Consider the following 1,035-nt stretch of genomic DNA (forward strand, 5'->3'; position numbering starts at 1 on the left):
AATATAAACAGATTTACTACACTGGTATTGTTCTGGAACGGCGCGCCCGTTTTATGCTGACACAACCGATGTCCCGTGCCTTTGCCTACGATTATTTTATTAAAGCGTTAGAGTGTTATCAGCAGGCTGAGCAAATGCGTCCTGATCATAATGATGAAGCCATTCTGCGCTGGAACAGCTGTGTGCGTACCATTCAGCGTGAAAAACTCGAACCGTTGTCGGAGACTGATCAGATTGTTATGAGCCGGGAAAGCTGATGGCCTTATTGCAAGTTAAAAAGCGTCTGATGGCGATGGCCGGTCTGGTGCTGACCGCTTATCTGATTTTTCATATGCTCAGTAATCTGAGCTTTTTCAGCCCCGAGCAATATCAGGCGTTTTACGATTTTTATAATCAACCGCTGATTCGCTGGCCCTTATGGCTATTAGTGGCAGCGTCATTGGTGTTTCATGTGATTGTGGCGGTGCAAATCCGACTGCATAACAGTAAGGCCAGAATTCATGCCTATCATCACCGGCAACATCATTTTATTCCCGCCTGGCTGGTATCCATTGTTATCACGCTGATTCTGCTGTTTATTGTCTGGCATATGGCGCAAATGTGGTCATTTGGCGGTGCTGATATATACGGGCAGACAGTCACCTTATTCAGCTCTGTCTGGCAATTAGCGATTTATCTGGGGGGCGTGCTGTTAATAGGACTGCATTTGCAGCATTCGTTAACCAATGTGTTGCAAACCCTGGGCAAAACTTCTAAACAGTTTTACTGGATCAGCACAGCAATTGTCGTGTTATTGGTGGTGGGATTTGCCATCGTGCCAATAGTGGCCTACTGGAAAGCATAAATGACTGACGAACAACCATTAGACAGCTTTTCCCCGAAAGGTCCGCTGGAACAACGCTGGACCCAGCATAAATACAATCTGCGAGTAGTCAGTCCGGCTAATCGAAAACGTTACCGGGTGATTGTGGTAGGAACCGGTCTGGCAGGCGCTTCTGCAGCGGCGTCACTTGCCGAAATGGGGTATCAGGTTAA

At 47.1% G+C, this 1,035-nt stretch carries 2 protein-coding genes and 1 pseudogene; all 3 read left to right on the top strand.

Features of this window, described 5'->3' with window-relative positions:
- Positions 1-257 (top strand): annotated as a pseudogene (locus B3O33_RS08635) (hypothetical protein); the annotation flags it as partial.
- Entirely contained in the window at positions 257-844 is a 588-nt protein-coding gene (locus tag B3O33_RS08640; protein WP_292359953.1) for a succinate dehydrogenase, read from the top strand. The pseudogene B3O33_RS08635 and the gene B3O33_RS08640, both read left to right, overlap by 1 nt.
- A partial coding sequence (locus B3O33_RS08645; RefSeq protein ID WP_292363418.1) for a hypothetical protein occupies positions 845-1,035 on the top strand: 191 nt, incomplete at its 3' end.

This window comes from Methylophaga sp. UBA1464 (assembly GCF_002325665.1).
Taxonomy (GTDB): domain Bacteria; phylum Pseudomonadota; class Gammaproteobacteria; order Nitrosococcales; family Methylophagaceae; genus Methylophaga.

Coding starts and splice junctions, on each gene's coding strand:
- B3O33_RS08640 (WP_292359953.1), top strand. CDS start 257: ATGGCCTTATTGCAAGTTAAAAAGCGTCTGATGGCGATGGCCGGTCTG.